This is a genomic window from Thiococcus pfennigii (genome assembly GCF_016583835.1).
GTDB classification, from domain to species: domain Bacteria; phylum Pseudomonadota; class Gammaproteobacteria; order Chromatiales; family Chromatiaceae; genus Thiococcus; species Thiococcus pfennigii.
On record NZ_NRRW01000020.1, the window covers coordinates 24,729 to 51,561 of the forward strand.

A 26,833-nucleotide genomic window follows, 5' to 3' on the forward strand; every position below is an offset into this window, starting at 1 on the left:
AGAACCCACGGCGCAGCTGCTTCAGCCCTCTCATACTGGGTTGAATCGGCCGATTGAAATGCCGGTAGATCCGTGATTTTTGTGGCCCCCTTCGCGCTCGAGGACTCCCGGCCCTCGCGCAGGGTGCGTCTTCAGCAATCCTTTGCCACGCAGTTCGCGGCGTCAGGTTTGTGGCATTTTGATATTCCGTAGTCAAGCAGGGTACGATGATCCGCAACGCACTGACAGTTGATGTCGAGGACTATTTCCAAGTTGGAGCGTTCTCGACGCACATCCATCGCGCCGATTGGGACCGGTTCCCGTTGCGTGTGGAGCACAATACGCACAGGCTTCTTGACATCTTCTCCGAGTTCAATGTCAAGGCCACATTCTTCGTCCTCGGTTGGATCGCGGAACGGTGTCCGCGTTTGGTTAAAGAAATCGCAGAACGGGGCCATGAGATCGCGTGTCACGGTTACGCCCACCAAGAGATCTATACTCAGACCTGCCGGGAGTTCCGGGCCGAAACGATTCGAGCCAAAGCGTGCCTGGAGGATCAGGCGCAACGTCCGGTCGTGGGCTATCGGGCAGCGAGTTATTCGATTACAGCGCGCTCTCTGTGGGCGTTAGACGTACTTGCGGAACTCGAGTTCTCGTACGACTCGAGCATTTTCCCTATCTATCACGACCGTTACGGGATCCCGGGCGGCAGGAGATGGCCCTACGCGATGACGACGCCGAGCATGTCGCGACTCATTGAGTTCCCGCCATCCACGTTTGAGATCTTCGGCCATCGACTTCCCATTGCCGGCGGGGGATATTTCCGGATCTATCCTTACGCCTTGACGCGCTTCGCTATTCGGCACATCAATCGCGCGAATCATATGCCCTGCAACTTCTACCTGCATCCCTGGGAGATTGACCCCGACCAACCCCGTATTCCGGCGAGTTGGCGATCGAAACTCCGTCACTACACGAATCTCGTACGTTGTGAGGCGCGGCTGCGTCGGCTGTTGTCTGACTTCGCCTTCGCCCCCGCGACCGATGTTCTCAGCGAATGCACCGTGGAAGAGGTACACGGACCGGTTGCTTCTCCAAAAGGCGTTGTAGCTGGCATTTAGACACGAAAATTGACGCGCAGGTCCCAGTACGCGCCGATCCGTATCGGCCGCTGGGGTCCAATATGCTCTCGTACAGAACTCAGGCGTTGACACTGACACTGACAGAAAGGCGAAAAGCGATGAAGGTGGCGATTTTAGCGGGAGGGTTTGGGACCCGGCTTGCAGAGGAAACCGAGATCAAGCCGAAGCCCATGGTTGAGATCGGTGGGCATCCGATGCTCTGGCACATCATGAAACACTATGCCCACTTTGGCTTCGACGAGTTCGTCATTGCGCTTGGCTATAAGGGAGAGCACATCAAGCGCTGGATGAAGGACTATTCCATGCTGAATGCCGACATGACTGTCGACACGCGGACGGGTGACATCCGGGTGCACGAACAGGAAAAGGTCGGCTGGGTCGTCGATTTGGTTGACACCGGGCTGAAAACCCTCACGGGTGGCCGGATCAAGCGGCTCAGGCCGTGGCTCGGTGAGAGCACCTTCATGCTGACCTGGGGCGACGGTGTCTCGGACGTCGATCTGGATGCACTCCTGGATTTCCATCGACGCCACGGAAAGCTGGCGACGCTAACCGCCGTCAGGCCGCCCGCGCGCTACGGGCACCTCGGCTTCGAGGGCGAGAAGGTGACGGCCTTCACCGAGAAGCCGCAAACTGCGGAGGGCTGGATCAACGGGGCGTTTTTCGTCCTCGAGCCAGGGGTCTTCGATTACATCGAAGGGGATGAAACCATGTTCGAGCATGATCCTCTGACAAACCTGGCACGGGATGGTCAGCTCTACGCCTACAAGCACTCGTCATTCTGGCAGTGTATGGATACTCTCCGGGAAAAGCATATACTGCAAACGCTGTGGGATACCGGAACCCCACCCTGGAAGCTCTGGAGTTAGGATATGCGTGTATTGGTAACCGGGTCTGCCGGATATATAGGGACCGTACTGGTTCCTATGCTCGTTGCTTCGGGCCATGATGTGGAGGGACTGGACAGCAACTATTTCTCGCGCTGCACCTTTGTCGAGCCTGTTCGCGACATCCCGACGACCCAGATGGATGTGCGGGACGTGTCGGCGAAGATGTTAGAGGGGTTCGATGCGATCATTCACCTCGCCGGGCTCTCTAATGACCCATTGGGCGACTATGACCCGAGGCTGACCGAAGATATTAACACGGCCGGGTCGATTCGCCTGGCGCAATGCGCCAAGGCCGCTGGCGTCCCGCGCCTCTTGTTCGCATCCTCGTGCAGCAATTATGGTGCCTCGGGCGATAATTTTCTGACTGAAGACGCCACATTCAATCCAGTAACGCCTTACGGCGTTTCAAAAGTTCGGGTCGAGGAAGCGCTTCACGCGCTGGCAGACCACGCGTTCAGTCCTGTATATCTGCGGGCCTCGACGGCCTACGGCCTTTCGCCGCGGATTCGCTTTGACCTAGTGGTAAACAACTTGACGGCCTGGGCCTTCACCACGGGGCGCGTTTATCTCAAGAGTGACGGTACGCCTTGGCGCCCCATCGTTCACGTCGACGACATCTGTCGAGCTTACTTGGCGGCACTTGAGGCGCCCCGGGAAGCCGTACACGACCAAGCGTTCAACGTCGGGACGACCACCGAGAATTATCAAATCCGGGAGCTAGCGGAAATCGTCCAGGAGATCGTGCCGGGGAGTCGCGTGGAGTTTGCCGCGGACGCGGGGCCGGATAAGCGTTGCTATCGCGTGGATTGCAATAAGATCGCACGGGCCTTGCACGGGTTCAAGCCTCAGTGGACTGCTCGTCGAGGTGTGGAGCAGCTTTACCATGCCTACAAGACGATTGGGCTCCAACTGGAGGATTTCGAGGGGCCGCGATTTATGCGGATCGCCCACATGAAGGCCTTGGTAGAAGAAGGCCTGCTGGACGCGAACTTGCGTTGGAAAACCTGATTATCTTTAGGGAAAAAACGGAGGTTCCACCTCGTGACTCAGAATGGCGAATTGGTAGCTTGTCGATCGTGCGGTGAACGCGGGCTTCGACTGTTTCTTGACCTGGGTGTGATGCCTTTGGCTGATCGCCTGATCCCGCCGGAACACTTGGGCGAGCCTGAGCCGGCCTTCCCGTTGCAGGTAGCGTTCTGCCCTAATTGCGCTTTGATGCAGATCCTCGAGACAGTACCGCCGGAGACGCTCTTCTGCGACAAGTACCCCTATTATTCGTCTTTTTCGGACGCCCTCCTGCGCCACGCGCGCGACAATGTAACGAGCCTGATCGCGAGTCGCAGGCTCGACGCGAGTAGCTACGTGGTTGAACTCGCAAGCAACGACGGTTACCTCCTGAAGAACTATGTCGACCGAGGGATTCCAGTGCTGGGCATTGATCCGGCCGAGGGTCCGGCAAAGGCGGCAGAGAACGTGGGGGTCAAGACATTAAATACCTTCTTCACCGCAGACCTCGCGCGGTCTTTGGCCGCTGAGGGCCGGCAGGCGGACGTGGTCCACGGTAATAATGTGCTCGCGCATGTCGCGGATACGAATGGATTTGTGGCGGGCATCGGGCTGTTGCTCAAAGACAGCGGCGTGGCTGTGCTGGAAGTGCCGTACGTAAAAGATCTCATTGATCATTGCGAGTTCGACACGATCTACCACGAGCACTTGTGTTATTTCTCTGTCACGGCGCTGGACAGACTATTCCGACGCCACGGCTTGTATCTCAATGACGTCGAGCGGCTTGATATCCATGGAGGCTCGCTTAGGCTCTACGTGGAACGTACAGAGAGGGTGACAGCGCGGGTGCATGACCTCCTCCATCGAGAGCGGCAGGAAAATGTTGATCAATTCTCTTTCTACGAAAACTTTTCGCGACGGGTGGAAGCGCTGAGAGGCGACCTGCTGGCATTGTTGCGGGAACTCCGCCAGGGCGGCCACAGGATCGCTGCATATGGCGCCGCGGCGAAGGGAGCCACTTTGATCAATTACATCGGTATCGGCCCGGACCTGATCGATTTCGTCGTGGATCGGAACGTTCATAAGCAGGGCTCCTATATGCCAGGTAAGCACATTGAGATCTCTTCTCCCGAGCGTTTGCTGACGGAGACCCCCGACTATACGCTTTTGCTGTCATGGAATTTTGCTGAGGAGATTCTAGAACAGCAGGCGCAGTATCGGGAGCGGGGCGGTCGTTTCATCGTTCCGATTCCGGAACTGAGGATCCTGTGATGGTCGGTAGGGCGGAAACGGCGACGGTGGGAATGACAACGGGGCCCAATGCACGTGGGCATTCGGTGGTTTGCCCTAGTTGCCAGACGCAGCAGATGCGCGTCTTCCACCGGCAGGACAATGTGCCCACCAATAGCTGTATCCTCCTCGCCTCATTAGAGGAGGCCGTGGCATACCCGCGTGGAAGCATCGCGTTGGGCTTTTGTGACACCTGCGGTTTCGTCTCCAATGTCGCGTTCGAGCAGCGACTGACGGAGTATTCAGGGCGTTACGAAGAGACTCAAGGCTTCTCGAGGACCTTTAGCGCATTTCATCGCGACCTTGCTACGCGTCTTATCGAGCGCCATGGATTGCGAGGGAAAAGGATCCTCGAAATCGGGTGCGGTAAGGGTGAATTCTTGGCCCTGCTTGCGGAACTTGGCGACAATCATGGGGTCGGGTTCGATCCGGGATACCGCGAGGGCCGGCTGCCGGGGTTGAGCGGCGCGGGCGTCGAGTTCGTGAAGGATTTCTATTCGGAGAAGTACGCCGATGTCGAAGGCGACTTCGTCTGTTGCAAGATGACGTTGGAGCACATTCACGGTACGGCTGACTTCCTCGGCATGGTGAGGCGTGCGATCGGCGACCGCCCGGATGTCGTCGTTTTCTTCCAGGTTCCCGAGGCGACGCGCATTTTGCGCGATTGCGCGCTTGAGGACATCTATTACGAGCATTGCTCCTACTTCAGCCCCGGGTCCGTGGGTCGCCTGTTTCGCCGCAGTGGCTTCGAAGTGCTCCATCTCGCCACGGAGTATTCGGACCAATATTTGACCATTGAGGCGAAGCCTTCTTGTGGGAGCCCGCAGCCCGTCGCGCCGGAGGAAGATGACTTGGCTGCGCTTAGGTCGTACGTCGCGGGGTTTCCGGAGAAGTTCGCTGCCAAGGTAAACGCTTGGAGGCAGCGAGTCGGAGCGGCCGCAGCGAGCGGACGGAAGCCTGTCCTCTGGGGGTCTGGCTCAAAGGCGGTTGCATTTCTGACGACGCTCGGTCTTCGCGAACAGATCGAGTATGTCGTGGACATCAATCCTCATCGCCAGGGGTTCTTTCTGCCGGTGACGGGCCAGGAGATCTTGGCCCCCGCAGCCCTTCGAGCCTACCGTCCGGACTTGGTTATCGTTATGAACCCGGTCTACCGAGATGAGGTTGTTGGCGATCTCGATGCAATGGGGCTTCGACCAGAAGTGTGTACGCTATGACTTGAATGGGTACGTGTCGCGACCCTGGGATTGTCGCAGCCTCTGCGCAGCTGCGCGGTGGGTGCGGTCTAGCTGCGGCTGGCCGCCAGAAGCGAGAAGGCAATAGCGGGCTGGGTAGGGCGGTGAGTGGCCAAGGCCGCCTACGATGCCAGGGCAAACGCATCAACGGCTCCTAATATAGATGGCGCCGATAGCTGCGACCCACGCGATTGCCGGAGGTTCTGCTGAGTGCAAACTTGATCGTTCGTTCCGCATTGTTCGTGCGAGGAACTTTGCCCTGAGGCTTCTTGGTACTAACCGGAGGATTCGCCGAAACGCGAAACGTGTTCGATGGGGCGCTTCAAGGCTCCAGTCGACGAAAACGACATAGGTTATTATACCTTTAGAATATTTGGGAAGTTTGATGCGTTTGTTCTGCCTACGATGCCCTGCTCGATCGGGCGTTTTGAATGTCGTGCTAATGAAGGGTCTTGCCTCGCCCTGGGCGAGGCCTCCCTCGAAAATCGCGACCTTTAGCCGGGGGCAGAACCGCATGCGTGGTTCGATCTTAGATGTTTCCCCCGGGCGGGCGAACCCCGCGCGGGATGCCGTCTGGGTGTTGCCCTCATGATGTCGGCGGCTTCGTTGGTCGGGAGTGACAAGCGCATGGGACCGGAGAACGTAACGCGGTGTCCTGTCTGTGACGGCACGCAGATAAACGACCTATTGCGAATCGACGCGGCCCCGGTCCTTTGCAACGTGCTATGGCCGGAAGAGCGGCAGGCGCGCTCGGCGCGGCACGGGCCGCTCGGTGTCGCCTATTGCGAGGCGTGCGCCCATGTATTCAACAAGGAACACGATCCGGACCTCGCGGACTATGGAACGGCCTACGATAACTCATTGCATTACTCTCCCTTGTTTAACGATTACGCGAGAAGGCTTTCGCAGCGATTGGTTGACCGATACGACCTGCGCGGCAAGAGAATCGTGGAGATCGGGTGCGGAAAGGGCGACTTCTTGCGCATGCTGTGCGAGGCGGGAGGTAACTTCGGCTACGGGTTCGACCGCAGCTTTGAGCCTGACCGCGTGCAAACGAGCGACACCGCTGAGATAGCCTATGTCCAGGACCTGTACACGGAGAAGTATGCCGCGCGATGCCGGCCTGACTTTCTTTGTTTTCGACACGTGCTGGAGCATATCGATCGACCAATCGATTTTCTGGTGGATCTGCGCCGTACGATCGCCGATCGCAAAGACGTCGTCATCTACTGCGAAGTGCCCAACGCGCTTTTCACACTGAAAGATTTGGGTATTTGGGATCTCATCTACGAGCACTGCTCGTACTTCACGCTACACTCCCTGGTCGCGGTATTTCAACGTGCCGGCTATGATGTGGTTGCCGGCGATGAGGCATTCGGTGGGCAGTTCATCTGGGTGGAAGCCCGGGCCGGGGCAGGGCAATCTCTCGTGACCCTGTCGGAGCATCAGATGCCGTCGCAAGTCCGACTTCATGCCGATGCGTTCGCCGACCAGTACGGCGCTAGCGTCCGCGCTTGGCGTGACCGGCTAGCAGCGTTGACGCGGGAAGGGCGCCGGCCTGTAGTCTGGGGCGCGGGCTCGAAGGGTGTGACCTTCCTGAATGTTCTAAAGGAGTTCGGCGACCAGATTCAATACGTGGTCGATGTCAATCCGCACAAGCAGGGGCGTTACGTACCGATTACCGGGCAGAGGGTCGTGCCAGCGGAGTTTCTGCGCAGCCAACGCGTGACGGACGTCCTCATAATGAATCCATTGTATGAGAAGGAGATCACGGCAACTATCCGCGAACTGGGCCTCGAGTTGAATATTTCGACGGTTTGATTTCACGGCACATGCAATGGCGCGACACCTCGTCGTTACATTATCGTCGCACGGGTTCGGCCACATCGGGCAAACTGCCCCCGTGGTTCGGGCGTTATGCGAGCGTTTGCCGGGTCTTCGAGTAACCCTGCGCACCTCCGCGCCGGCCTTCAAGTTGCGCGAACGCTTTGGAGCCGAAGCGCGGATCGTTCCGGCGGTGACCGATGTCGGTATGGTGCAGGAAAATGCTCAGGCAATTGCGTTGGAAGCAAGTGCGCAGGCCTATCAGAGATTCCACGACGGCTGGGAACGCCGGGTCTCCGAGGAGGCACGGCAGTTGGTTGACCTCGGAGGCGATCTGGTGCTTGCCAACGCGCCCTATCTGCCGCTGGCCGCGGCGCAACGTGCCGAGTTGCCGGCCGTAGCCTTGTGTTCTATCAACTGGATGGATATCTATGCGCACTACTTCTCAGCACGCCCTGAGGCGTGCGTGCTACTGGATGAGATGCGACGAGCCTATTCGTCGGCGGCACTGTTCTTGCGGCCGACGCCGAGTATGCCGATGCGAACGCTCACCAATGGCCGCGTCGTGGGGCCGATCTCCGACTGCGGAGTGAACTGTCGCGCCTGGTTTGCTGAGCATTTGGGGCTACGCGAGGATGAACGCCTGGTCATGGTGTCGCTCGGAGGCATGGAGCTTTGTCCGCCATGGGCCGACTGGCCCCGGTTTCCCGGGGTGCGCCTTATCGTTCCGGGAAGTTGGGGATGCAGACATCCAGACACCGTTGATTTCGAGGCCTTGGGAGTGCCATACGTGAATGCCCTATGGTCGTCGGATGCCCTGATCTGCAAGCCTGGCTACGGAAGCTTCGTCGAAGCAGCGTGCGCCGGCCTGCCAGTGCTCTATCTGGCGCGCCCTGGCTGGCCGGAGGTGCCGTATTTGGTGCAGTGGCTGAAGGCGGTTGGTCGCGCTGAGCCGCTGGAGCAGCGCGACTGGCAAGGCGGCGATCTGTCGGCTCACTTGCAAAGACTGTGGGAGGCGCCATCGCCATTGCCGATTTCTGCCGACGGTGCAGATGAAGCGGCGGAGGCTATCCTACCAATTCTGTTATGAATTGACTTAGCGGTCGTCCGCGAATCACTCGAACAAACAGGCTTCGGATGCGAAACCATGGATACGGATGCCGTTGACGAGGAGTCGATTTGGCGGGAGTATCAGCGGCTAAGTGGGCTGTTGAACGAGCGCAAGCATCGCTTGTGGGTGGCTGTGGAGTCTGCGGAACTCGGTCGCGAGGGCATCTCGACGGCGGCGCGGGCAACGGGGCTGTCGCGGACGACGATCGATCAAGGCTTGGACGAGTTGGGGCAAAGGCGGCCGGGCGGCGCTCTGCGCCGGGGTCGGGTTCGCCACGCAGGAGCCGGGCGCAAGGCGGCGACGGAAAAAGACCCGGAATTGCTATCGCGTTTGGAGCAGTTGGTCGAGCCGACGACACCCGGCAACCCGGAATCGGCGCTGCACTGGACATGCAAGCGCACGCGCCCAGTTGTTCGAAGCGCTCAGGATGCAGAGGCATCCGGTTGGTCGGCAGAAAGCCTGTGAGTTGCTCAACAGGCTCGGCTATACAGCCTTCAGGCCAACCTCAAGACCCGCGAAGGCAGCGATCACGAGGATCGCGATGCCCAATTCAAGTACATCAACGCGCAGGTAAACGCCGATCAGCCGTGCGCTCAGCCGGTGACTTCGGTGGACGCCAAGAAAAAGGAACCCGTCGGCGACTTCAGGGGACCTTGCAAAATTGCCATCCGGGCAATTTTTCAAGACGCGGAGCGAAAACGCGATTTCCGCTTCGCTTCATTTTAGTCGCTTAGGCGACTGAAAATGGCGGGGCATCCTCGCCCCGCGCTGGCACCTTGAATTTTTCAAGGTGCCCTTAATTGCGGACGGCGGCTTAGGCCCATGCAGGCGTGACGGCACCCTGAAAGATGGCAAGGGGTATTGCGCGGTAAAGGCGACCTTTCTCTTGCCGGGCAGCCGTGCGTGCCCGGCTAAGTCCGTCCGGACTCGGCGGGCCACAGTGACTTCTCCGCCGGACGAGGGCGGGGGGCCGCGTAGACGTAACCGTTTAGCGTCCCTCGCTGGGCGTGATTCCCGAGGGTTCTGGGCCAGGTGTTCACGCCGCAGATGATTCCCTACTCGTAATCCCATGGATTTGGGGTCGCCGGGTGTCGCCACCTGCCGAGCTTGCCGAAAATCAACCGGAGACAAATTGCGCTAAGACCAATAGATCCATCCGAAAAGCGGGCCGGACAGTTATACGGAGCTTGTCGGCTCTTTCCATCGCTGTGAGCGGGCCGCACAAGTTGGCGGTGACGTTCGAAGCGCACAGCAGCGTTGCCTGATATCGACAGGAGCACCGCCTGATCAAGCGGTGCCGAGGTGACGCTGAACGGCTTTCCGCCACGCGCGGCCGAGGCCGGCCCTGCGGAAGCGGATCTTTCGTACTTCGGCGGCGAGGCGAGCTGCCAGAAGAGATCCGCAGGCCAGCCGTGTAGTCGCTTCGTGTTACGCGTCGCAATGGCAGACCTCATCTCGTGCCGGCCAGAGGTAGCGGGCGCCACGTTGGCTCCGCGTGAACAAACAGAACGTCATCATGATGGCAAAGTTGCACGGACACCGCTTTGATCACCGTGCAAGATGCAGGTTTATTTTCGGGGTGCCGCCACGTCTACATGCTCGTTAGAGAGAATACCACCGTTGTGGGTCGGTCTCAGGCTTTCTTGAGGAGCCCGCGCGAGTGCGACGCGCCGTGGCAACGATGACTTGTGAATCCAATTTGACGGGATCTTGAAAAATCGCCATCAGGGCAATCTTCCAAGACGCGAAGCGAAAGCGCAACTTCCGCTCCGCTGCATTTTCAGTCGCTTGGGCGACTGAAAACGGCGGGGCATTCTTGCCCCGCGCGGGCACCTTGAATTTTTCAAGGTGCCCTTAACTTAGCCGAATATGAAAAAGGATGACGGTACAACATGGTCGGTGCACTGCTCTCCAGTCCTTTCGCAGATCGACACAAACGAGCCTGTAACGATTCTCGAGATCGCCTTGGCGTGGCCGTGACCCCGAGGGCAGCGTGGCTATTCAAGTGCGCAAAGAAGGCACGCCCTTGGCCGATTTAGAAAGCGTTTACGAGCACATTCTTCTGAGAAGATTTGGGCTCGGAGTTATAGGCGGAGCCCTTTCGGTTGTGTTACTCGCAACCCTGTTTCCCTTCAATTTCCACCTTGGGTCCCATATATTCGATCCCCCGTCAGTTGCTACGGCCTACGACTGGGATGTGCTCGATGTACTAAATAATGTCGTCCTGTTCCTGCCCCTGGGCTTCGGCCTAGGATGTTTGTCGCGGGCGGCGCCGTGGAGCGACGCGCCCAAAGTTTGGGGCGTCTTGTTCATCAGCGCCTTTGTGTCTGCCGCGGTCGAGTTTCTTCAGATGTTTCTTCCTACTAGGTGCCCAGCGTTTGCCGACTTGTTGGCAAATGCACTTGGGGGCGTAGTAGGGTACTTTCTGTTCCAGGTCTCCAAGAACAAGGTTTGTGCTTTGCTGTCCGCCAGGCCACGGGGTGGGATCAGCCATTTCACCTTGGAGAGGCTAAAGATCGCAATTATTGCGTATTTTTTGGCTGCCTGTCTCGTTACTGCCCAGATCGCAACCAGCGGTCATCTTGATCGATGGGATGAAAGCTTCCCTTTGATGATTGGCAACGAGCACACAGGGGATCGGCCTTGGACAGGAGTCGTGTCGGAGTTGGTATTTGCGAATAAGGCATTGTCGCGGCAGAGCGTAGAGGGTGTCTTTTCCGGCAGGTTCGCTTGGGCCTCTTTAGGAGATCGCTTGATCGCTCAATACGACCTGAGTGGATGCGGGCCGTATCCGGACCGAGCAGGGAATCTCCCGAATCTGGCCTGGCGAAGCCGAAGAGACATCGGCGAGACCGATGGGGAATCTGGCAGGCGAGCAGATTTTGCCGGCACGGGCGAGGAAGGGGCTCGGGTGGATCCCTACAGCTGGCTAGAAACGGCCCGTGCAGCGACACCTTTGGCGAACTCGGTTCGTGCTACATCCGAGTTCACCTTGAGCGTTGCAGTCGCAGCAACGGAAGGATCCCAGACGGGTCCCGCACGGATCATTTCGATTTCGGAGAGTCCCTGGCGACGAAATCTCACTTTGGGGCAAGAGGAGTCCGACCTAATTTTAAGACTCCGGACCCGGACTAGCGGCGAAAACGGTAGTGACCCGGAGTTAAGGCTACCGAATGTATTCGTCGACGATCTCACTCATCAAATAATTGTGACCTACGACGGCCAGTTTCTGCGCGTGTATGTGGACAGGCCAGACGAAACGTTCGCTTTAGAGATGCCGAATCTTGTTCTCGTGAACCCCGGCGCTGCGCTTTGGCGCTTGGCGTCGCAGCCTGGCACGGAGATCTACTCCCAAGTGGACCTCGGCTCTCGGGGGTGGGTTTCTTATAAGATAGTCTATTTCGGGTTGATCTTTGTTCCCATGGGCGTAATGCTTGGGGTGAGCATCGCCTTGGGTAGCGGCAGGTCGGCGAAGGGGGGGGCGCTGTTGGTTGCTGGCGTCCTCTTGTCAGTAATTGGTCTGGCCTGGGTCTGGGGAAGCGGAGGTCGAGATGGCCTTAGCATGGGGGACATCTTCCTCGGCTTGAGCATGGTCACGACTTCGACGCTTCTGTTCGGCTCTTGGGCTGCGAACATCCTCTCGACGGAGCGCCTTGACAGTGTATGACTTCGATTGGAGGTGGCGTCAACTGGCGGTTGATGGCCTGTTGGCGTTGAACGAGCGCTTGAGTGTGACTGCGTCGCCAGAGGACGTCAGTTCTCGTAGTGCCATTGTTTTTGCTCCACACCCGGACGACGAAGTATTGGGTTGCGGTGGGGTCATAGCCCTAAAGGCGCAGGCGGGCACACCTATCAAGGTGGTGGTGATGACTGATGGTAGAGCATCGCATCGGGGGTTCATTGACGAAGACGAGCTCGTGAGAATGCGGCGCGCGGAAGCGAAGGAGGCGGGGGTGCGTCTCGGGCTAGCTGCCAGTGATTACCTGTTTCTTGATTTCGAGGACCACCGGCTGCAGCTGCATCGCGGTGCAGCCTGCGATCGGGTTGTCGATATTCTCGGCCGACATTCGCCGCTAGAGGTGTATGTGCCGCATCGGCGCGATGCCCTTGCTGATCACGTCGCGACGAACGAAATAGTGCGAGACGCCGTAGAGCGCGCCAAGCGCCCGTTGATGTTGTTTGAATATCCCGTGTGGTTGTGGAATTCCTGGCCTTGGGTGCGGGCTGACGCGGTGCGTCCCGGTGCGCGTGGCTTGTTCCAAGTACCTAAGACGGTGCGGGACGTGACGGAAGTCGCGTTGGGTTGTCGTACCAGAGTGCGGGTTGGGAGCGTTTTGGCGCGGAAGCGAGCGGCGCTCTGCGCATATAGGTCACAAGTCGAGCGGTTGAATGGGAGCGCAAGATGGCCAACCCTATCAGATGTGGCGCACGGAGATTTTCTGGAAATCTTCTATACTGGCGTTGAGATCTTCCGTCGGACAAGTTACCCTCGAACAGCGGCACGCGAATCACGGTGAGGTGCGTGGATTTGGAAGTTGGCCCCAGCAGTATTGTTTGTTGGTAACTCGTCGAAGCCCCGTGCCTCATCGAGGGTTGATAGCTTGTTGGAGTAAGGCCATGGCTGAGGATCGCGACGCAACCCTACCGCCCGAAAGCCCCGAGCAGGAGCGAGAGTGGCTGCGCGCGCAGATCCCCGCCGAGGTCCCACCCGAGCGCCGCCAGGTAATCGCGCTGGGGATCCGGCGCAAGATGATCGAATTCCGCATGCTGGCCGGTTGCTGCGCCTGCGGGCGCGTGCATTGCGGCGACGCTTGCGAGGCCGTGGCGGCGCCAGCGCAGTGGGGGCCGAGCGTGCAGGCCCCTGCCGCGCATCCGACGCATCACCAGTCGCTGCCTTTTCGACGCTCTGCCGAATTGATCGGGGAGGTTGGGGACGTGCCGCTGTCGAACCTCATCGGTCAGGTCCGGGGCCTTGCGCCGTCCGCCCGCGTCGACGAGAAGGGAATGCGCGTCGGGCGGGGCTTGTACTGGCTGCAAGTGCTCAGTGTTGCTGATGCGACCGCCTACTCGCCCCATTGCAAGCGTGGCCGCGAGGCGCTCGTCGCCTGTGGTCTGGGCGCCTTTGGTGTGCTGAAATCGTTCGCCGCTATCTTCGTCCACGATTCTTGGCCGGCCAACGGACGCTGCGACCGCCTGCGCGCCCTCTGCGGTACCCATCGCCGGCACAACCTGTCCGCGCTGACCGGGGCTATCCCCAACCAGAAGGGCCGGGCCGAGGACATGATCCCGCTGCTGCCAAGTGGGGCCAACGAGGTGACCGCCCGCACCCGCCAACAGGAGCCCGCGGAAGTGCCCGATGCCGAGGTCGAGCGACTGCGCAACCGCTACGATGCCGTCCTTGATGCCGCCGCATGGCACAACCCTCTACGCTTGCCCCCGCTGGGCTCGCGCCGCGGGCCCAAACAGGCCCCGGCCTACAAGTTCATCAAGGGCTTGCGCGAGGAGCGGCATGACGTGCTGAGTTCACTCGCCCGTCTGCGCGCCCCCTTCGACAACAAGGGGGCCGAGCGCGGTCTCCAGATGCCCAAGGTCAAGCACAAGCAGAAGGTCTCCCGCCTATTTCGCACCGTGGGCGGCATCGGCCCTCGTCTTTCAACCTTATACCGGCCATGGCCGACATCTTCCAAGCCCTCGTCCTCGACTTCCAGGGCCTTCCGCACATGCCCAGCTTGGGTTGGCTGAATAGTTACCTTTGGTGCCGTCAAGCGTCTAAGAGTTGCCTTATGAATACGACCTCATCTCCGCAGAACGGCATTGTGAGACTGTTGATGGGCCTGTGCGCATTGCTGCTAGTTTTCTTTGCGCGCGTAGAGGCTGGGGAGGTTTTGGTCTTCAATGAGGAATTTGATGGGCCTGATTTGGATTCGAGTTGGTTTGTGTGGGATGGATATGCATTTAATTATCCTGACGACATAGGGAATCATGCCGCTTTCGCGATGACAGGGTCGCAGCTATCGATTTCCGCTCCGGGCGGGGCCGAGCATAATATGTGGTGGCTGGAGCACGCGCAGGTTACGCGAGCCTTCGAGGGGAGTGGCGTTTACGAGATTAAGGTGGATAGTACTTTCGATGGATCTCAACAGTTTGGGTTCGTTTTTGAGAGTGGTCCCGGTACCTTTATGGTGCTCATGCTTTATGCAAACGAGAGGGTGTGGGGTTACGTTGAGCGCTTTGTGAACGTCGATGGCTTGCAATACAAGACGACATTTCCCGGCTGCTGTGCCTTTGGGCACGATACGGGATTGGTCGTGCCCGCACCTGGTCCGTATTGGCTTAGAGTTGTTCTCAAGGACGATCTAGAACCGGAAGAGCGGCATTGGATGTTTGAGTGGTCTACTGATGGTGTTGAGTGGACGACAGTTGTCGACGGCGTCCTTGAGGAGGCAGGCGTCACCGGTAATATTGGGGCGATCCAGAGTGTCGGTGTATTCGCCGGCAATCACCCATACTTCTACAGTGCGTTCGACGCCCGTTTCGACTATTATCGCACTTATCCCCTGGACGCCGTACCAACGGGCGGGCCTGGCAACCTTGTTGCTATCCCCGGCGACCAGCATGTCGCGTTATCGTGGGATGCGTTAGAGGGAGCAGATGAGTATTGGGTTTATCGTTCGAACACGCCGGGCGGTCCTTATACGTTCCTCGCAAACACAACCAGTCCCAGTTATCTGGACAGCGGATTGGTCAACGGTCTTGTGTATGCGTACGTGGTTACGGCCCAGGTCGATGGTATTGAGACTTCCGAATCAGACGAAGTGAAGGCCATTCCCCATGTCGCCCAGGATTTCGGGTTCTTGCCCGAAAGTGGACGATTAATGGTCCTGAATGCCGATACGCTTAATTACACCCACTTCGGCGGAGAGAAAGTCACTCAATGGGTCGATGCATCCGGTGGTCCTTTTATGGCGTCGGTAATCGAGCGGAACGCGCCGACATTCGTCCTTGATGGCATTGCGGGTCACGGCGCGGTGCGCTTTGACGGAGTAGACGACTATTTGAGCCTGCCGGCGGGATTTGCCGACTTTACCGAGGGTCTGACGCTGTTCGTGGTGGCGCGTCCGACGGTGGTGCAGGGGGGCGCGAAGCTGCTGCTGCTGGGCAATGGGGCGGGTGCGGAGAATGTTGGGTTCGGTCGTAATGGGGGTGGGGCTGGGCTGCAATACTTCACCACCAACGGTGGGGGGAGCTACGGCTGGTTCGGGACCGATGCGGCGCTGGCCGACGGTGAGGCGGCGGTGTATGGCGTGGTGCAGGGTGGTGGGGTGGCCGACGCCACGGTGACTGCTACGGTGAGCAAGAATGGCCAGGCGGTTGGCGGCGGCCCGGTCTATGTCCCGCCGGTTGCGACGCGGGCGAGCAACTACCTGGGGCGCAGCTACTGGGGTAGCGATGGCTACTTCCAGGGCGACATCGCCGAGGTCATCCTCTACGATCGGGCCTTGAGCCCCGACGAGCAGGCCCTCGTGCACGCCTACCTGGCGGAGAAGTACGAACTGGACGTCGAGGCCCCGCCCACGCTGGTGCTCGACCCGCCGAGTGCGGCGGTCGCCGTGGCGGGCGATGGCGAGGTGGCGTTGAGCTGGGGGGCCGTCGCTGGCGCCACCGGTTACAGGGTGTACCGGCGGGTGGGGGCGACGGACGTCTATGGCGAGATTCACGCCGGCTCCGACACCAGCTACACCGACACCGCCGTGACCAACGGCACCACCTACCGCTATGTTGTCACGGCCTACGACGCTAGCCAGGAATCGGCATATTCGGCCGAGGCCGTGGCCACGCCGACCGCGCCACCTCCGGCACTGGTGCCGCCGCCGGAGCTACCGGCGGACGACCTGGTGCTGTTGCTGGACGCCGGGACCGCTGCGTTAGAGCGCGTCGACGGCAGTGAAGTGACCACCTGGCGGGATGTCTCCGGCCGGGGTCACGACGCGTTCACGGCAGCCGGCCGAGCGCCGACCCTGGTGGCTGGCGTGCTCGGCGGCGACGCGGTGTTGCGCTTTGACGGAGTAGACGACTATTTGAGCCTGCCGGCGGGATTTGCCGACTTTACCGAGGGTCTGACGCTGTTCGTGGTGGCGCGTCCGACGGTGGTGCAGGGGGGCGCGAAGCTGCTGCTGCTGGGCAATGGGGCGGGTGCGGAGAATGTTGGGTTCGGTCGTAATGGGGGTGGGGCTGGGCTGCAATACTTCACCACCAACGGTGGGGGGAGCTACGGCTGGTTCGGGACCGATGCGGCGCTGGCCGACGGTGAGGCGGCGGTGTATGGCGTGGTGCAGGGTGGTGGGGTGGCCGACGCCACGGTGACTGCTACGGTGAGCAAGAATGGCCAGGCGGTTGGCGGCGGCCCGGTCTATGTCCCGCCGGTTGCGACGCGGGCGAGCAACTACCTGGGGCGCAGCTACTGGGGTAGCGATGGCTACTTCCAGGGCGACATCGCCGAGGTCATCCTCTACGATCGGGCCTTGAGCCCCGACGAGCAGGCCCTCGTGCACGCCTACCTGGCGGAGAAGTACGAACTGGACGTCGAGTGAAGGCAGCGCACTGATTCGCCGGTGCATCCTTCGCTAAAGGGACCTGTGCGACCTAGGAAGTTCAATGTGACGGCCTTCACGCAGCTTCCGGCCCTTCGGTGGTCTGACAAGAAGTGTCGACTTGAGCTCCGCAACCTATCGCCTTCTAGCGAAATTGCACCCGTACAAAGCCGGACGAAGACTTTATAAGCGGAACATGGTTGAGCCTTGCCGGATTCAACACCTCTACGCGCGGCCCCAACCAGTCATGCCAGCGACCGCCGGAGCTTTGAGATCCACGCTGTACATAGCCCCCAGACACCCACCATGAAGATTGCGATGGTCGCGCAGCCCTACGATGGGCTGCTCCCGCCGAATCAGAACTCGATCGGCTTGATTGCGTATAACACGGTTCTGGAGTTGGCCCGCGAAGCCGATGTCACCTTGTTCGGTAAGCGCCCGGCCGGACGAGGGCGCGGGCTAGATTTGCCGCTAGACGTGTCATACGTAGCGAGTGCGTCAGACGATCTGCTCCAGTTCGTTAGTTGCCACTACCCGCGCTGGGCAAAGTGGCTCGGGGTATCGGAGAAGGCGGATACCTATCCTGGCTACGTGCGCGCAGTAGCGAGGGAGCTTGATCGCAAAGACATCTCCGTGGTCCATGTCATGAACTATTGGAATTGGTCCGGTCGATTGAGAGGTGGCCACCGGCGCCGGCGGATTGTCCTAGAAATGCACGCCGAGTGGCTTTCTCAAATGGATGCAGCGCAGGTGCGAACCCAGCTGGATCAGGTGGACGTGCTGGTTGCGGTCAGTCACCATATTGCAAACCTGTTTCGTGCCGCTCATCCGGCTTACCAAGGAAAAATCGTGACCGCTTACAACGGGGTCGACCAGGAAACATTTAGTCCTGGTCAGAGCCGGCTGGCGGTGCGAAGCGACGAGTGGTCTATCCTCTTCGTCGGGCGCGTATCCCCGGAAAAGGGAATTCACACATTGATCGAGGCGTTTGCTGATATCGCTGGCGCTGATGACCGGGCGCGCTTGTGGATTGTGGGAAGCAGAACGACGCTTCGTCCCGACTTTCTTGTAACCATTTCCTCGGATCCCCTTGTGCGCGCGTTGAGTCGCTTCTACGGCGGTGCGGAGGGCGACGATTATCAGACATATCTGGACACGTTAATTCGGAATTTGAATCTCGGAGACAAGGTGCGATTCGTCGGAAGGGTCCCCCACGAGGACCTGCCCGACTGGTACAGAGCCGCGCGAGTGGTCGTCAATCCGTCGGTGAGCGAGAGTTTCGGGATATCGGTTGTCGAGGGCATGGCCTGCGCCAGGCCCGTCGTCGGTACTCGTGTGGGGGGAATGCTGGAGACGATCGTCGACGGAGAAACCGGTCGGACGGTCGAACCGGAAAGGCCGGATTTACTTGCCGACGCCATCCTGTCCTTGGTAGCGAATCCGGAGTTGGCCAGCGCGATGGGCGTGAAGGGTAGGGAACGTGTCGCTAAGATTTTCACCTGGCGCGCGCGGGCCCATAGACTTCTGGCGGCATACCGAGAGGTGGCATAATGACCGACGGTGCGCAGTACACGCGATTGCCGCGCATGCCTGAGGGAGGCAGCGTGATGCCCGAGGAGGCCGGTGGATCGGAGCAACTGGGGCACAGCGCTGGTCTGGCGGCGGTTGTGCAAGAAAGGTCGGTGCGCCCCGCCGAAGCGAATGTATCCGTCCCTGGCCGAGGGGATCGGCGCCGGTTTTTTTTCCCCGCCGGTGCCCGGTTGTGCCTGCTATCCGTGGTTGGGGCGGCTCTCATCACGGCATGTGCCCGGGGCCCCGACCCGGAGCTGGCTTTTTTTGAGCATTGGGTGATCGACCCGGAACCAAACACGGGGAAGGACTGCTGTACCGACGTGCTCGCTCTAGGCGACCTGTCGGGCGACGGACAGCTGGACGTCATCGTCGGTGCCGAGAAATCCGAAGCCCCGGGGCTCGTTTGGTACCAGTACCCGTCTTGGGAGAAGCATCCCGTTGCGAGCGGTGAATTCACGACGGACGGTCAGGCCGCCGACATCGACGGCGATAGCGATCTCGACATCGTGATCGGCAATGCCGTCCCTGGGCGCGAAACGCTGGAGTGGTTCGAGCATGTTTCTGGACCGCCCGAGGACAAATGGATCCGGCATGTGATCGGCACGGGCTATTCGCATGATGTCGAGGTTGGCGATGTCGACGGGGACGGCGATCTCGATGTTGTGACCGGCGACAAGAGAAAGGTCATCGTGTGGGAGCAGGCCGGTACCGGTGAATTCAGTGGACACATCGTGGTGGAGCGGCGTGGTGAGGGCATCAAGCTTGCCGATATCGACGGCGACGGCGACCTAGACATCGTCTATGGCGCGTCTTGGCTCGAGAACCCGGGGCGGGTACAGGGGCGATGGACGGGGCATGCAATAGAAGAATGGCCAGCCGATACCCGCGTGGCGCTGGCAGACGTGAATCGAGACGGCCGCGTCGATGTCGTTCTGAGCGCCTCCGAAGGCGTGGGCGGCCTGTCGTGGTTCGAAGCCCCGGCCGATCCGCGCGCGGCGCATTGGGTTGAGCATGTCATCGAGGCCGACGGGGAGCTCGAAGGTGCGCACTCCCTGCAGGTGGCTGACTTTGACGACGACGGTGACCTCGATGTGTTGGTAGCAGAAATGCACACGTCGCGACATCGTCGCATCCTCGTTTATCTCAACGAGGGCGACGGCTTCCGGCGCGCGCTGCTCGCTTGGCACGGCTCGCACAACATGCGCATCGGGGATATCGAGGGCGACGGCGACATCGACATCGTCGGCAAGAATTACGCGGGTCCCGGCCGTGTCATCGAGATGTGGGAGAATGCGTTGAGCGCGACCGGTCGCTGGAACTATCGCGCGATCGATGACGCGCGGCCAACGAGCCAACAGGGAAAAATGGGACTCGTGGCGGCCGACGTCGACAGGGACGGTTACACCGACGTCATCGCTGGATCTTTTCTGTACCGCAACCCCCTAGGCAAGCTCTGGGGACCCTGGCAGCGTACAGAACTCCCTAAGGCCGTCGACGTGTATTTTGCGTTGGACGTCGATGACGACGATCGCGCCGACCTAGTCGGGATTGCGGGAGAAACTGCGTACTGGATCGAGGCCGACGACAGGGTAGCCTCCACCTGGCGGGCCACGCCCGTGGCAACTGTCGCCGACGCGCGGACGCAAGGCTATTTGATCGCGCAGCTCGTTCCAGGTGCGAAGCCGCAACTCGTGTTCACGCGCGGCAAGAAGCGCCTCTACGCGATGGAGATCCCGGCAAACCCGGATCAGAGGCCGTGGCCGCTCCACGCGATTTCGGGCGAGGCCGAGGAGGAAGGGCTGGCGGCGGGCGACATCGACGGTGACGGCGATCTCGACCTCGCAGCCGTCAAAGTCGACGGTGAGCACCTGATCTGGCTCGAGAACCCCGGCAGGCTGTCGCAGGAGTGGACGATGCATGTGGTGGGCGACACGCCGCACTGGGCGGACCGTATCGCGCTCGTCGACATCGACGCCGATGGACGGCTCGACCTCGTCTGCACCGTGGAGCGGCAGGAGACGACGATCGCCGATGGGCTCTTCTGGTTCCAGGCGCCGGTCTCCGGGAGCGATCCCTGGACGCGCCACCTGATCGCCCGCCATCGCTCGCTCAACAGCTTAAGTCTGACGACGCCAGCGGATGGCGAGGGCACCGAGATCATCGTCGCCGAGCATACCGATCTTCGAACGAGCCCGGGCGCGCCCGACAACCTGACGCTGATCTATGAGACCGCGGACGGCGGACGGAGCTGGGTGCCGGAAATCGTCGAGCGTGGTCCGCACTCCAGCCATCTGGGCGCGTATGCGGCCGATCTGGACAACGATGGCCTGCCCGAGATCCTGTCGCTGGGGTGGAACCAGTATCAGACCCTGCACCTTTGGACTAGGACGTCGAAGCCCGCTGCCCAATAGGGGAGTGGCGCTGGTTCTGCACCAACCAGCCGCCGTCGAATCGAAGCAGTCGGAGTACCAAGATGGACAGAGCAGTAACCGCACCCGGAGCCGTTGTTCCGGAGCTGGTAGAAATTGGAAGGGCGCGCACCGTCGTACAGACGCTGGCCGAGCTCTGGCGCGACCGTGAGCTTCTGTACTTCCTGGTGTGGAAGGACATCAAGGTCAAGTACAAGCAGACCGCGCTCGGCGTCGCCTGGGTCGTGCTGCAGCCTGTGATTGGTATGCTGTTGTTTACACTGCTCTTCGGCAAGGTCGCCAAGCTTCCCAACGACGGGCTTCCCTATCCAGTCTTTTACTATGCATCGCTGTTATCCTGGACCTATTTCTCCTCTGCTCTGCTCATGGCTTCGAATAGCGTGATATCGAATACTTCCTTGGTCACCAAGGTCTACTTTCCACGCATTCTACTCCCTGCGGCGTCGGTAATTGGCGCGCTCCTTGATCTTGCAATCGCATCGACCATCCTGCTCGGGCTTCTGCTCTTCTACGACGTTCCACTCACGCCGGGTTTAGCGCTATTGCCGTTGTTTTTAGGTATCCTGGTCCTATTTACTCTGGGCGTCGGGCAGTTGCTGGCGGCGCTGAACGTGAATTACCGTGATATCAAGCATGCCCTGCCCTTCGTCGTGCAAATCTGGATGTTTGCCTCCCCGGTGGTCTGGCCCCTCAGCATGGTTCCGGAACCCTACCAGTGGCTCGCGAGCTTGAACCCAATCGCTGGGATCATCGAGGCAACACGTGCTGTCATCTCCGGTAGCCCGGTCCCATGGGACTGGGTCAGTATCTCCGCGGCGATGGCTCTCCTGCTGTTCGCGTTGGGCCTTTGGTACTTTCAGCGAACTGCACGGCGATTCGCAGACGTGATTTGAGCGTCTGCTCAGCGGTGTCATTTCCAACTACGATTCGACGCGATTAACCGGAGCAATGGATGAATTACCTGGCGCTACAGGTTGCAGGTCTTTCCAAGCGCTATCGGCTAGGGGAGTATTCGTCCGACACGCAGCTTCGAGAGGTGATCGTGGCGGCGGTATCCAGGCTCGCCGGGCGGAAGCGCGATCCCCTACAAGAAGTCTGGGCGTTGCGCGACATATCGTTCGAAATCCAGCAGGGCGAGGTGCTGGGCATTGTTGGGCGCAATGGTGCTGGCAAGAGCACCTTGCTCAAGCTTCTATCGAGAATCACATCGCCCACCACCGGTAGCATTAGAGCACGTGGGCGCATCGCATCATTGCTCGAGGTCGGTACCGGTTTTCATGACGAGTTGACAGGCCGCGAGAACATCTATCTCAACGGCTCAATTCTCGGCATGAAGAAGCGCGAGATAGAACTGAAGCTAGACGAGATCGTAGATTTCTCGGGAATTGCCCGGTTCATCGACACGCCGATCAAGCGATACTCTTCCGGCATGCGTCTTCGGCTGGGTTTCGCCGTTGCGGCGCATCTGTCGCCCGATATCCTGCTCGTCGATGAGGTGCTCGCGGTGGGCGACGCGGATTTCCAGAAGAAGTGTCTCGACACAATGGATGGTTTGCGCGCCAGCGGGCGTACGGTGCTATTCGTCTCGCACAACATGGCGGCGGTGGAGAGTCTGTGCTCGCGCTGCATCTGGGTCGAGGCCGGCCGGCTACGTGCCGACGGCGAGGCGCGTAGCGTCGTCGCGGAGTACATGCGTACCTTTTCGAAGTCTTCGGCCGGAACAGTCGACCTCGAGCAGATCGAGACGCGCACAGGTAACGGCGAGGGACGTTTCACGCACATATCGTTCCTCAACGCCGCGGGTGAGACGACCAACTACATCCGCAGCGGCGACAGGCTGACGTTACGTTTGCACTACCATGCGTTCAAAGAGTTGCGCGACGTCGTCATCGGCATCAATATCCACAACGAATACGGTACCCTAATCGCTGCGAGCAACAATTGGGCGACCGGCGACGATATTCCGATGGCCGCCGAAGGCGATGGCTATGCCGATTTTGAGATCGACTGCCTCTATCTGCTGCCGGGCCGTTACTACCTTTCGCTGTGGCTCGGCAAGTGGAATAATCAACAGGACGTGCTGAAGAACTGCATCTCCTTCGACGTCGAGACGTCGGACTACTACGGTTCAGGACGGGGTATCGAGGCCGGTTTCGGTCTGATGTTCTTCCCGTCTCGCTGGAAATCGTGCGCTCCGCAGGAGCGGCTGATTCACCCCGAAATCGAAGTTGGCTAGGGCAATCGCATGGAACGGGCGACGGACATCACCCAGGCCTGGGAACGCGAAGCGACGAGTGCAACAGTCGAAGTGGCCGACGATTTTTCCGACGCTTGCGGCGAAGGGCGCGTGCTCGGGACCAAGTCCGCGAGCGGACATGTTCGACTCGGCCGAGATCTCGAGCGTGCATTGAGCATCGATAACGGTGCGTTGCGGATCGCTCCGCTCGTGCAGGCGGGTTTCGGTCGCGTCGTGTTGTCCTATGGGCCGTTCGTGCGGCATCCGGGTCTGTCCTTTGCGGTGTTTCTCCTCAACGGCCACAACACCTCGCAGGACGAGCCTTCGCCCGACAACTTCGTTTACCGGCTGCGACTCTGGCTGCGCGGGAGCGAAACCGAGGGGTCCTGGAAGCGTCTATTTCAGTGGGCCAGACAGGCACGTTTTGGACGCGCGCTGCGCCAGGTCCGGTGGTGGTGGCGGACGCGCGCGGGCCGTGACGTGGCGCATCTAGACGAAAATCTCGCGATCGGTTGGTATGCTAACGAACTGGAGGCGGATCCCCGTCGCGAAGGCAGCGGGTTCGTCATGCACGCGCTCGGACCCGAGAACGGCGAGCTCTGGGCCGGTGCAGCGAAACAGCGCACGCGCGCGCTGCGCGGCGTGCAGAATCTGCCCATCTACTACGTTGCCATCGCCCGGGCGGGCGGGACGGTCTATTATGTCTCCTCGGTCGATGGCATGGCAGGCATCGCGGCTTATCCGGCGATGCGGCCTATCGCGCTGGACGACTGCGAATTGCCTGAGCGGCTCTACCTCGGTATTCACCAGGGAGTACTCGGGCAGATCGGATTCCGGCTCGACACGCGTGCTTACGGCGTCCGTGTCGGGCAACTCGGCGGCTACGCGGCTTGGTTTGGCGGCGCTCATGCGGCGGCTGCTCTAGGCGTCGACGGGCCGGCGAGCGAGGCCCCTACCGAAGCTGGACTGCGCTGGGAGTCGGCGCATGCGGTTGACGGCGGGTTGGGCAACGGTGGTGCCGGTTTTGCCTTGCTCGATCCAGGCGCCCCCAGCGGGCTCGTGTTCGCCTACGCCCGCGTGGAGGGCGGATCTCCTACGCTTGGGCTGGTGTTTCGGGCTCAAGACGCTGCGAACCACTGGCGGCTTGAGGTGACCGATGGAGCGGCGGCGCTGGTGGTCGTGTCAGCGGGCAGGCGCAAGGTCGTGGCGGCGCGCGGGCTCCCCGAACCTGCAACTGATAACTGGCGACGCCTGCAGGTCATCGATGATGGTTGCCGGCTGATGGCGTTGGTCGACGGCGAGCAAGTACAAGGGGCATGGGTCGAGGACCGACGCCTGGCCGATGCCTCGAAAACGGGAGTGTTCGCGGCGGGGGCACGCCTCGATGGCCGCCAATTCCGCCGTTTCGAGGCGCATCCGCGCCAGGTTCCGATTCCGGCGCAATTCGACATGGGTGCGCCGTGGTTGCGCAAAGGCACGCTCGAAGTCGTCGCGGACGATTTCGTCGGTGAAGCCGGCGATCTCGACGGGCGGAGGGTCGGTGCTGGCTCTGGCCAGTGGCGTCGTGTAATGGGCAAGGGACGCATTGAGCTGACTGGGGCCGGGTCCGCGCGCGTGCACGCGCGCCGCGATGCGCCGTGTCCGGGACGTACCGCGTATTGTATCGACTGGCCCCGCGCAGACTTCGCAGACGTCAAGGTCACCGTCACGCCCGCCGGGACGCGGGCTGGGGACAGAGAACGTACGACCAGCGGCCTGATTCTTTTCCAGGATGTGCAAAATTTTGTCATCGCAAACGCGTGGCGCTCCGATAGTTATCCTGGAGGTTCTGTCTCGACGTTCTTCAAGTTTGGTGGGTTTGAGGATATCTATGACGCCGTCTGGACCAATGTCGCTGACCGAGTGAAGCATGGCCATGCGGTGGAGCTTCGTCTTTGCAGCGACACTGAGCGTTACATCGTGTTCCTCGACGACGAACCGGTTTTGTACCGTGCCTACCGTGACGTCTATCCAGATCTGCCCCGGTTTCGAATCCGGAAGATCGGTATTATCGCGAACTGGGAGTTTGGTAACGACACCGGCAGCCGCTTCGAGAACTTCCTGGCGCGGGTATGAGTATGCGCAAGCTGCTGGGACAGCTGGGCCCAATCCGCAGCGGCCACGCTGCAGCTTGTGCTAGGTGGCTTTCTTTGTCTACTCCGATCGGCGTGGGAAGCGGTGCTATCCGGGCCTGCGACGTTTCCGGGAACCCGGCAATTCAGGCCATTGCGGCGCTCGCACGTATCAGCTCGGTAGGTGCGATGTGCGACCGTGCGTTCAAAGCTCTCCACGCTGGCGGCGCCGAGCGCCGTATCGGTTGCTCGATCCCGGCGGCACGCGAAGTGCGTTCGGGTCCGCGCTGGCCGCTGAATGCTCCGACGGCTGCCGCTCGCGTTTCGCGTTCTTCGTTCCAGTCGGCGGCGACATCGCGACGGCATGACGCGCGCTGCCCCGTTCAAGGGCCTCGCGCAGGTACTCTACCCTGGCCCTCCAGCCGGCAATTGCGATCGCCTCTGCCACCGCCTTGCCGATTTCGGTCTGCTCGCGGCCATCACCCTTCTGTTCGCGTAAGGCGAGGGACTTCGCCGCAGCCACGCTCAGGGCTGCTTGACATTTCGTCCGGCACGGGACACCCTAGCTCCGCGGTAGCGACCGTGTGCTTGGGCCGCAATACTGAGGTGGCGACTTCGACTTCGTTAACCTCCGCATCGTGGCGCCCACTGCCACCCTCGGTGTGCGTCGACGGGGAGTCGCCTCTCCCGATTTCGAACGGTTCGGGTGGCGCCGCGTTATGCATGGGCGGGCCGCACTACGTACGCTCCAACATGGCCCTGACCGCACAGTTAGGCCGTGTTTTCGGCGGAAAGGGCGCTCGGTTCTTCACGCACATCCGCAACACCGACGGCGAGAATGTCCATCCGGTCACGCCGCTGGACGCTTCAGGCTGTCATCGTAGGCAGTGCGCATTCGGCGTGTCGCGGCTTATTGCCGAAAAGGAGACCGTTCGCGAATGGTGCGTCGGCGATGCCCTCGTCCCGAGCATGCAGGCGGGTGACGAAGGGCTCGCCGCCGCCGCAGCCGAGCGGGCCCCGTTCGGCGTGTGCGGTGCGTCGCCTTGGAAATGCCACGCGGGGCTCGATCGGGCCGGTCTCGTCCAGCGGTATTGGGCGACATTCAACGCGCTGCACCGCTTCGAGCCGGACGATGGTGGTCTTGTGGGCAACGCCGTCTGGCCGTCGCAGTGCTTGCGAAGCGAATCCTCAGGCACTTCGCATACCTTTCCCGGTATCGCGCGCGGCGCCGCGCAGATGCTCGCCGAGTTGGTGGCATCGGAGGCGGGTGCGCCGGCTGCGGCGAAATTGCGCTACCTGATGCCTCATTCATTCGTGCTCTTCCCGTTGCCCGGGTGCCATCCTTTATCGCAGCTGCCGTTCGGGCAGCAAGGCGCCGCTGCATGAAGAATCGGCACTCCCACCGCGGCTTTTGGAAA

The 26,833-nt window shown here is 60.6% G+C and carries 19 protein-coding genes and 1 pseudogene; 19 read left to right on the forward strand and 1 reads right to left on the reverse strand.

The features are described 5' to 3' along the window. Positions 1 to 206 precede the first annotated feature (206 nt). The 18 genes and pseudogenes from CKO41_RS08735 to CKO41_RS08820 all read left to right on the forward strand — a co-directional run bounded on the left by CKO41_RS08735 (position 207) and on the right by CKO41_RS08820 (position 25,419). Complete coding sequence (locus CKO41_RS08735; protein ID WP_200381856.1) at positions 207 to 1,100, forward strand: XrtA system polysaccharide deacetylase; 894 nt, start codon at positions 207 to 209, stop codon at positions 1,098 to 1,100. Between the two features lie 119 nt (positions 1,101 to 1,219). Further along, complete coding sequence (gene rfbF / locus CKO41_RS08740) at positions 1,220 to 1,990, forward strand: glucose-1-phosphate cytidylyltransferase (protein WP_200250038.1); 771 nt, start codon at positions 1,220 to 1,222, stop codon at positions 1,988 to 1,990. A 3-nt stretch (positions 1,991 to 1,993) separates the two neighbouring features. Further along, positions 1,994 to 3,019, forward strand: coding sequence for an NAD-dependent epimerase/dehydratase family protein (locus tag CKO41_RS08745; protein WP_200250039.1), 1,026 nt, complete (start codon positions 1,994 to 1,996; stop codon positions 3,017 to 3,019). A 33-nt stretch (positions 3,020 to 3,052) separates the two neighbouring features. After that, positions 3,053 to 4,288, forward strand: a complete 1,236-nt coding sequence (locus CKO41_RS08750) for a methyltransferase domain-containing protein (RefSeq protein WP_200381857.1) — start codon at positions 3,053 to 3,055, stop codon at positions 4,286 to 4,288. A 95-nt stretch (positions 4,289 to 4,383) separates the two neighbouring features. Then, positions 4,384 to 5,523, forward strand: coding sequence for a class I SAM-dependent methyltransferase (locus tag CKO41_RS08755; protein WP_200250041.1), 1,140 nt, complete (start codon positions 4,384 to 4,386; stop codon positions 5,521 to 5,523). A gap of 645 nt (positions 5,524 to 6,168) precedes the next feature. Next, positions 6,169 to 7,362 (forward strand): class I SAM-dependent methyltransferase, encoded by a 1,194-nt coding sequence (locus CKO41_RS08760; RefSeq protein WP_200381858.1) that lies wholly within the window; start codon positions 6,169 to 6,171, stop codon positions 7,360 to 7,362. A 16-nt stretch (positions 7,363 to 7,378) separates the two neighbouring features. Further along, positions 7,379 to 8,455, forward strand: a complete 1,077-nt coding sequence (locus tag CKO41_RS08765) for a glycosyltransferase family protein (RefSeq protein WP_200381859.1) — start codon at positions 7,379 to 7,381, stop codon at positions 8,453 to 8,455. A gap of 57 nt (positions 8,456 to 8,512) precedes the next feature. Continuing rightward, positions 8,513 to 8,941: a hypothetical protein gene (locus CKO41_RS08770; protein WP_200250046.1), complete on the forward strand. Its 429-nt coding sequence runs from the start codon at positions 8,513 to 8,515 to the stop codon at positions 8,939 to 8,941. A gap of 33 nt (positions 8,942 to 8,974) precedes the next feature. Further along, a pseudogene (locus tag CKO41_RS19120) lies at positions 8,975 to 9,202 on the forward strand (ISAzo13-like element transposase-related protein); the annotation flags it as partial. Positions 9,203 to 10,469: 1,267 nt separating this feature from the next. After that, the gene (locus CKO41_RS08780; protein WP_200381860.1) at positions 10,470 to 12,143 is read left to right on the forward strand and encodes a VanZ family protein; all 1,674 of its coding nucleotides are present in this window, start codon (positions 10,470 to 10,472) and stop codon (positions 12,141 to 12,143) included. Then, complete coding sequence (locus CKO41_RS08785; RefSeq protein WP_200250048.1) at positions 12,136 to 12,993, forward strand: PIG-L family deacetylase; 858 nt, start codon at positions 12,136 to 12,138, stop codon at positions 12,991 to 12,993. The genes CKO41_RS08780 and CKO41_RS08785 overlap by 8 nt, the downstream gene beginning before the upstream one ends. Before the next feature lie 100 nt (positions 12,994 to 13,093). Next, complete coding sequence (locus tag CKO41_RS08790; RefSeq protein WP_200381861.1) at positions 13,094 to 14,218, forward strand: IS66 family transposase; 1,125 nt, start codon at positions 13,094 to 13,096, stop codon at positions 14,216 to 14,218. A 41-nt stretch (positions 14,219 to 14,259) separates the two neighbouring features. Then, complete coding sequence (locus CKO41_RS08795; RefSeq protein ID WP_200381862.1) at positions 14,260 to 17,067, forward strand: LamG-like jellyroll fold domain-containing protein; 2,808 nt, start codon at positions 14,260 to 14,262, stop codon at positions 17,065 to 17,067. A gap of 306 nt (positions 17,068 to 17,373) precedes the next feature. Next, positions 17,374 to 18,618, forward strand: coding sequence for a glycosyltransferase family 4 protein (locus tag CKO41_RS08800; RefSeq protein WP_200381863.1), 1,245 nt, complete (start codon positions 17,374 to 17,376; stop codon positions 18,616 to 18,618). Then, positions 18,618 to 21,050 carry an FG-GAP repeat domain-containing protein gene (locus CKO41_RS08805; RefSeq protein ID WP_200381864.1) on the forward strand — a complete coding sequence of 811 codons (2,433 nt, stop codon included), beginning with the start codon at positions 18,618 to 18,620 and terminating at the stop codon, positions 21,048 to 21,050. Before CKO41_RS08800 ends, CKO41_RS08805 begins: the two co-directional genes overlap by 1 nt. 62 nt (positions 21,051 to 21,112) lie before the next feature. Continuing rightward, entirely contained in the window at positions 21,113 to 21,961 is an 849-nt protein-coding gene (locus CKO41_RS08810) for an ABC transporter permease (RefSeq protein ID WP_200381865.1), read from the forward strand. A gap of 59 nt (positions 21,962 to 22,020) precedes the next feature. Further along, positions 22,021 to 23,304 (forward strand): ABC transporter ATP-binding protein, encoded by a 1,284-nt coding sequence (locus CKO41_RS08815; protein ID WP_200253011.1) that lies wholly within the window; start codon positions 22,021 to 22,023, stop codon positions 23,302 to 23,304. A 9-nt stretch (positions 23,305 to 23,313) separates the two neighbouring features. Further along, complete coding sequence (locus tag CKO41_RS08820) at positions 23,314 to 25,419, forward strand: hypothetical protein (RefSeq protein ID WP_200253009.1); 2,106 nt, start codon at positions 23,314 to 23,316, stop codon at positions 25,417 to 25,419. A 201-nt stretch (positions 25,420 to 25,620) separates the two neighbouring features. Here the strand turns inward: CKO41_RS08820 and CKO41_RS08825 are convergent, their stop codons facing one another. Further along, positions 25,621 to 25,938, reverse strand: coding sequence for a hypothetical protein (locus CKO41_RS08825; RefSeq protein WP_200381866.1), 318 nt, complete (start codon positions 25,936 to 25,938; stop codon positions 25,621 to 25,623). A gap of 230 nt (positions 25,939 to 26,168) precedes the next feature. Here CKO41_RS08825 and CKO41_RS08830 point away from each other — a divergent pair, with 230 nt between their 5' ends. Beyond that, positions 26,169 to 26,801 carry a hypothetical protein gene (locus CKO41_RS08830; protein ID WP_200381867.1) on the forward strand — a complete coding sequence of 211 codons (633 nt, stop codon included), beginning with the start codon at positions 26,169 to 26,171 and terminating at the stop codon, positions 26,799 to 26,801. The last annotated feature ends 32 nt before the right edge of the window (positions 26,802 to 26,833 follow it).